6 protein-coding genes, 2 tRNA genes and 2 other RNA genes are annotated in these 6,377 nt (G+C 48.4%); 3 read left to right on the top strand and 7 right to left on the bottom strand.

Annotated elements, in window-relative coordinates; genetic code table 11:
- Window positions 1–60: 60 nt before the first annotated feature.
- The 6 genes from ACLD4K_RS21685 to ACLD4K_RS21660 all read right to left on the bottom strand — a co-directional run bounded on the left by ACLD4K_RS21685 (window position 61) and on the right by ACLD4K_RS21660 (window position 2,131).
- Window positions 61–191, bottom strand: a non-coding RNA gene (locus ACLD4K_RS21685) — RtT sRNA.
- A 50-nt stretch (window positions 192–241) separates the two neighbouring features.
- Window positions 242–326 (bottom strand) — tRNA-Tyr (locus ACLD4K_RS21680).
- Window positions 327–360: 34 nt separating this feature from the next.
- Window positions 361–492: non-coding RNA, RtT sRNA (locus ACLD4K_RS21675), on the bottom strand.
- A 44-nt stretch (window positions 493–536) separates the two neighbouring features.
- Window positions 537–621, bottom strand: a tRNA-Tyr gene (locus ACLD4K_RS21670).
- 158 nt (window positions 622–779) lie between these two features.
- Complete coding sequence (purU, locus tag ACLD4K_RS21665) at window positions 780–1,622, bottom strand: formyltetrahydrofolate deformylase (protein ID WP_001191156.1); 843 nt, start codon at window positions 1,620–1,622, stop codon at window positions 780–782.
- Between the two features lie 50 nt (window positions 1,623–1,672).
- Entirely contained in the window at window positions 1,673–2,131 is a 459-nt protein-coding gene (locus ACLD4K_RS21660; RefSeq protein ID WP_001540172.1) for a YchJ family protein, read from the bottom strand.
- Window positions 2,132–2,240: 109 nt separating this feature from the next.
- On the opposite strand from ACLD4K_RS21660, the gene rssA reads away from it, so the two are divergent.
- From rssA to galU, 3 genes are all read left to right on the top strand, one after another.
- On the top strand, window positions 2,241–3,146 hold the full coding sequence (gene rssA / locus ACLD4K_RS21655) for a patatin-like phospholipase RssA (protein ID WP_411012481.1): 906 nt from the start codon (window positions 2,241–2,243) through the stop codon (window positions 3,144–3,146).
- 90 nt (window positions 3,147–3,236) lie between these two features.
- A complete protein-coding gene (gene rssB, locus ACLD4K_RS21650; RefSeq protein WP_000193432.1) occupies window positions 3,237–4,250 on the top strand; it encodes a two-component system response regulator RssB in 1,014 nt (337 codons plus the stop codon).
- A gap of 203 nt (window positions 4,251–4,453) precedes the next feature.
- Window positions 4,454–5,362: a UTP--glucose-1-phosphate uridylyltransferase GalU gene (gene galU, locus ACLD4K_RS21645; protein ID WP_094964749.1), complete on the top strand. Its 909-nt coding sequence runs from the start codon at window positions 4,454–4,456 to the stop codon at window positions 5,360–5,362.
- Between the two features lie 131 nt (window positions 5,363–5,493).
- On the opposite strand, the gene hns is transcribed toward galU, so the two are convergent.
- Window positions 5,494–5,907: a histone-like nucleoid-structuring protein H-NS gene (hns, locus tag ACLD4K_RS21640; RefSeq protein ID WP_001287383.1), complete on the bottom strand. Its 414-nt coding sequence runs from the start codon at window positions 5,905–5,907 to the stop codon at window positions 5,494–5,496.
- Window positions 5,908–6,377: the final 470 nt, after the last annotated feature.

Genomic DNA, 6,377 nt, shown 5'->3' with positions numbered 1-6,377 from the left:
CCCGTACAGAGAGATATGAGACACTGTGCTTAACGGGGATAAGATACACGACGGGAGTGATGGTGGTGGGGGAAGGATGACTCAGCGCTGCGCGCTTCGCCCTTCGGGTCGTTGCCTACGGCAACGCTTTCTCGCTGCGCTCGAATCGAACCTTAGTCGAAGCTTCTCATCCTTCCCCACATGGGTAGAATTATGACAAACCGATGTCGAATGAAGGTTAGATGCTTTCTGAAGATCATGATGGTGGTGGGGGAAGGATTCGAACCTTCGAAGTCGATGACGGCAGATTTACAGTCTGCTCCCTTTGGCCGCTCGGGAACCCCACCAGGGGTAATTCAAATTGTAGGTAAAGCTTGAAGATGGTAGTGGGGGAAGGATTATTCGTCGCTTCGCTCCTCACCCTACGGGCCGTTGCCGTTGGCAACGTTCTCTCGCTTTCGCTCGAGTCGAACCTTAATCGAAGGTTCTCACCCTTCCCCGACAAGTGCAAACTTCTGCATTGCTCATCGAGTTAACTACATCGCTGTAGTGAATAATGGTGGTGGGGGAAGGATTCGAACCTTCGAAGTCGATGACGGCAGATTTACAGTCTGCTCCCTTTGGCCGCTCGGGAACCCCACCACGGGGTAATGCTTAATACTGGCCCGCTTCCTTTCGGGAAGCGGGGCGCATCATATCAAATGACACGCCGCTGTAAAGCATTCCTTTGCCTGAAATGAACTGTTTGCGTACTTTTCATCCGTAACGGATTAAAGCTAATCAATTCATATTACTGACGATTAAAGAATAATCGTCCGATTGCCGTAAACAAAGACCCGCTGCGCCAGAACCTGATACAGCGCGCGGCTTAATACGTTTTTCTCAACGTCGCGCCCGGCACGCATCATATCTTCTGCGGTGTAGGTGTGATCGACGTGAATCACATCTTGCATAATGATTGGACCTTCATCCAGATTATCATTCACATAGTGCGCGGTAGCGCCGATGATTTTCACGCCGCGCTCATAGGCCTGATGATAAGGGCGCGCGCCGATAAACGCTGGCAGGAATGAGTGGTGGATATTGATAATTTTGTTCGGAAAGCGCGCCACAAAACCTGGCGTTAAAACACGCATATACTTGGCCAGCACCACATAGTCCGGTTGATGGGCATCAATGGCGTCCGCCATCTTCGTGTCATGCTCTTCACGCGTTAATCCCTCATGGCTGACCAGTTCGAAAGGGATCTCAAAACGTTCAACCAGCGAGCGTAACGTTTCATGGTTGCCAATGACCGCGGCGATTTCAACATCCAGCCCGCCATAGTTGGCTTTCATCAGTAGGTCGCCCAGACAATGCGCCTCTTTGGTAACCAGAATCACTACCCGACGGCGTCCGGCGGGATTGAGTTCACGAACAGAGCCTTCCGGTAAGGCGCTGTCCAAATCGGCCAGAAGAGTGGAATCATTGAAGATGCCTTCCAGCTCGGTCCGCATAAAAAAGCGTCCGGTGCGATGGTCCACAAATTCATTGTTTTGCACAATATTAAGCTCATGCTTATAGCAAATGTTGGTAATCCGCGCGATAAGGCCTTTTTGATCGGGACAAATAGTACGCAGAACTTTACGTTGTAGTGATTGCATTGCCGGAAAAATCCTGTTGAGAGTGTTTGCTGTATCGATACTGTCAGGCGTCACTGGCCGCAGCACTTTTTAAATTTTTTGCCTGAACCGCACGGGCAGGGATCATTTCGACCCAACTGCGGGCGGGTACCGTCAATATAATACCACTGACCGTTTTCTTTGATAAAACGAGAGCGTTCGATAATCGCCCCGGTTTTCCCTTGTTCGGAAAAACGCGCGATAAAACTAACATACCCTGTATTTTCTGCTTCTGACCAGGTATGTTCAAAAATAGTCAGGCCGAGCCACCTGGTATTGGCAAATCCGGCGATGATATCATCGCGAAACGCGGCCGCATTGCAGGTTGGATGCCAGCTCTTAATTAAGTAATCTGCGTCTTTCATCACAAAAGCGCAATAACGAGAGCGCATGAGATGTGACGGATCGGGTGCTACTCGTTCTCCGGACACAATACGACCACAACATAGGCTATACTCGTCAGCGCTACCACAGGGACAAGGCTGAGACACAATAATCTCCCTGAATATAAAAACGGCGTTGAACGCCAGGGTGGCATTATGTTAACTGAGCAGTGGCGATGTTGCTACGTCTTGAAGCCAGGGGAAGTCGTTAAGTACGATGAGAAAAATGAAAATAGGGCTGGCGCTGGGATCTGGCGCAGCGAGAGGATGGTCTCATATTGGGGTCATCAAAGCCCTCAAGCAAACAGGCATTGATATTGATATCGTTGCAGGATGCTCAATAGGTTCACTGGTCGGCGCCGCGTATGCCTGTAATAAATTATCGGCGCTTGAACAGTGGGTATGTTCATTCCGCTACTGGGATGTTTTACGCCTGATGGATGTATCCTGGGGCAGAGGAGGGTTGCTTCGCGGCGAACGCGTATTTAATCACTATCGGGATATTATGCCCATCACGGATTTTGACCACTGTTCAAGACGTTTTGGCACGGTCGCGACGAATCTTAGCACGGGACGAGAGCTATGGTTTACTGAAGGCGATCTACACCTTGCTGTACGCGCGTCGTGCAGTATGCCAGGGCTGATGTCTCCGGTTGAGCATAACGGTTACTGGCTGGTAGATGGCGCAGTCGTTAATCCGGTACCTGTTTCGTTAACCAGGGCGCTGGGGGCTGATATCGTTATTGCGGTAGACCTGCAACATGATGCCCACCTCATGCAGCAAGATCTGCTCTCTGTAAATGTCGGGAATATCAATGAAGAGAGCGATGATGCGCTGCCCTGGCATAAGCGTTTAAAAGAACGTTTCAGTAGCCTGACTTCACGCTGTGGCGTGAGTTCGCCTGGGGCAATGGAAATCATGACAACCTCCATTCAGGTGTTGGAAAATCGTCTTAAACGTAACCGTATGGCTGGCGATCCGCCTGATATTCTCATTCAACCATTCTGTCCGCAAATCTCTACGCTGGATTTTCATCGCGCCCATGCCGCTATTGCGGCGGGTCAGTTAGCCGTAGAGAAAAAGATGGACGAACTTATACCCTTGGTGCGTACCGACGTTTAATGTACCTTTTACGATCACTTAAGCAAATTCTGACAGGCGCAAGCGGCAATACCATGCCACTATTGATTAAAGCCAGTCAGGGGAGAGAACATGACGCAGCCATTGGTCGGAAAACAGATTCTTATTGTTGAAGACGAGCCTGTATTTCGCTCGCTTCTGGATTCGTGGTTTTCCTCTTTGGGAGCGACAACGGCATTGGCAGGCGACGGGGTGGATGCCCTGGAGTTGATGGGGCGTTTTACCCCTGATCTCATGATATGTGATATCGCTATGCCGAGAATGAACGGTCTCAAACTGGTAGAAAACTTACGTAATCGCGGAGACCAGACGCCTATTCTGGTTATTTCCGCAACAGAAAATATGGCGGATATCGCCAAAGCGTTACGCCTTGGGGTTGAAGATGTCTTGCTGAAGCCGGTAAAAGATCTCAACCGCTTGCGGGAAACCGTATTCGCTTGCTTATACCCTAATATGTTTAACTCGCGGGTTGAAGAAGAAGAACGCCTGTTTCGTGACTGGGATGCAATGGTGAGTAATCCGACCGCCGCAGCGCAATTGTTGCAGGAATTGCAGCCCCCGGTGCAGCAGGTGATTTCCCATTGCCGCATTAATTACCGGCAGCTCGTCTCCGCCGATCAGCCTGGACTGGTGCTGGATATTGCGCCGCTATCTGATAACGAACTGGCATTTTATTGCCTGGATGTCACCCGGGCGGGCGATAACGGCGTGTTAGCCGCATTGTTGCTGCGGGCGCTATTTAACGGCTTATTGCAGGATCAGCTCGGCCAACAAAAGCACCGTTTACCGGAGTTAGGCGCGCTATTAAAACAGGTAAATCATCTGCTCAGACAAGCTAATTTACCAGGGCAATTCCCGCTATTTGTCGGCTACTATCACAGTGAGCTCAAAAATTTGATTCTCGTCTCCGCCGGATTGAACGCCACCTTAAATACGGGCGCTCATCAGGTTCAAATCAGCAGCGGCGTGCCGCTAGGAACATTGGGTAACGCCTACCTTAACCAATTAAGCCAGCGTTGCGACTCATGGCAGTGTCAAATATGGGGCGCAGGAGGACGTTTGCGGTTGATGTTGTCTGCGGAATGACCAAAACGAAAGCGCGGGCAGAAATTGCTTTACCGGCCTTTCCCGACGAGTGTTACTATCTGCGGCAGATTTATAAGTATTTGTCTTAATTATACCAATATAAGTCCTTTTTGGACCTGAGGCTTGTTCTGGTACTGATATACTGGAACACGATACAGATTAATGAACACGTTCAATACATGAACAGTCCAGGAGAATTTTAAATGGCTGCCCTTAATTCGAAAGTCAAAAAAGCCGTTATCCCGGTCGCGGGATTGGGAACCAGGATGTTGCCAGCGACCAAAGCTATCCCGAAAGAGATGCTGCCGCTGGTTGATAAGCCATTAATTCAGTACGTCGTGAACGAATGTATCGCTGCTGGCATTACTGAAATCGTGCTTGTGACGCACTCATCTAAAAACTCTATTGAAAACCACTTTGATACCAGTTTTGAGCTGGAAGCGATGCTGGAAAAACGCGTTAAGCGTCAGCTTCTGGAGGAGGTTCAGTCTATTTGCCCTCCGCATGTCACTATTATGCAGGTACGTCAAGGGCTGGCAAAAGGCCTGGGTCATGCCGTATTGTGCGCGCATCCCGTTGTCGGAAACGAACCTGTCGCTGTTATTCTGCCAGACGTTATTCTTGACGAATATGAGTCCGACCTGTCTCAGGATAACCTGGCTGAAATGATCCGCCGTTTCGACGAAACCGGCAATAGCCAGATTATGGTTGAGCCAGTAGACGATGTGACTGCATATGGCGTGGTAGATTGTAAAGGCGTTGAGCTGGCGCCGGGTGAAAGTGTGCCGATGGTTGGCGTGGTTGAAAAACCAAAAGCGGATGTCGCGCCGTCTAACCTTGCGATTGTCGGGCGTTATGTGTTGAGCGCGGATATCTGGGCGTTGCTGGCGAAAACCCCTCCGGGCGCCGGGGATGAAATTCAGTTGACCGATGCTATCGATATGCTGATCGAAAAAGAAACGGTTGAAGCCTACCACATGAAGGGCAAAAGCCATGACTGTGGTAATAAGTTAGGATATATGCAGGCATTCGTTGAATATGGCATCCGTCATAATTCGCTGGGTGCTGAATTTAAAGCCTGGCTCGAAGAAGAAATGGGTATTAAGAAGTAACGATACGTTATAAATTTTTTAACAGAAGCGCTGGTAAATCCGGCGCTTTTTTTATGTCTGCGTTCGTTAGCGGAGAACTCAGGCAAAAAAAATCCCGCCAGCGGCGGGATTTTAAGCATCCAGGAAGTAAATTATTCCTTGATCAGGAAATCTTCCAGTTGCTTACCTTGTTCTTCCATTGCTTTTTTGATTACAGCCGGTGTACGACCCTGGCCAGTCCAGGTTTTAGTTTCACCGTTTTCGTCAACATAGCTATATTTAGCCGGACGAGCTGCGCGTTTAGCTTTGGTGCCGGATTTAGCGGCAGCCATGCTATTCAGCAGTTCATTCGGGTCAATGCCGTCGGCAATTAACATTTCACGATACTGTTGCAGTTTACGAGTGCGTTCTTCCACTTCAGCAGCAGCAGCGCTTTCTTCTTCACGACGCTCATTAACGACAACTTCTAATTTTTCCAGCATTTCTTCAAGCGTTTCCAGAGTGCATTCTCTTGCCTGCGCACGAAGAGTACGGATGTTGTTCAGAATTTTAAGTGCTTCGCTCATTGTAGTAATCTCAAACTTATATTGGGGTGGTTTGTTGAGCTAATAATAGAGCGATAAATTCAGTTGTGCAATAGCCAGGAATGTAAGGAATTCAAAATTACGCTTTATTAAGCACACGTTTTAATTATCTCAACTTAAATTTTCCTTGAAACGACGCACAAAAAAGAGCTTATTGGCAGGGGGGATACTCACCGTCTGTCACTAAAAATTTAGGAGTCAGGTCACATTTTATCATGATGAAATACGATCTCATTGCAGAGATATCAATCTCTTGTATTAGCTTTCCTTACAAGAAAACCCTATTACTTTGCACCGGGTATGAGTAACGGTAACAATAAGTACAAGGTTTTCATATTGGTGGGTGATGATAAGCATTGTTGATGAATTTTAACGGCATAATTTGTGAAGGAATGTGTATATACCCTTCATACTTCAAGTTGCTTATGTGTTGGCTACGGATTACTCGGCCC

Source organism: Salmonella sp. 741265055_HSA (genome assembly GCF_046569525.1).
GTDB classification, from domain to species: Bacteria; Pseudomonadota; Gammaproteobacteria; order Enterobacterales; family Enterobacteriaceae; genus Salmonella; species Salmonella enterica.
Note: the sequence above shows the minus strand (reverse complement) of the source record. Positions and strands in the feature narration are given on the sequence as shown.

Coding starts and splice junctions, on each gene's coding strand:
- rssA (WP_411012481.1), top strand. CDS start 2,241: ATGAGAAAAATGAAAATAGGGCTGGCGCTGGGATCTGGCGCAGCGAGA.
- galU (WP_094964749.1), top strand. CDS start 4,454: ATGGCTGCCCTTAATTCGAAAGTCAAAAAAGCCGTTATCCCGGTCGCG.
- hns (WP_001287383.1), bottom strand. CDS start 5,907: ATGAGCGAAGCACTTAAAATTCTGAACAACATCCGTACTCTTCGTGCG.
- rssB (WP_000193432.1), top strand. CDS start 3,237: ATGACGCAGCCATTGGTCGGAAAACAGATTCTTATTGTTGAAGACGAG.
- purU (WP_001191156.1), bottom strand. CDS start 1,622: ATGCAATCACTACAACGTAAAGTTCTGCGTACTATTTGTCCCGATCAA.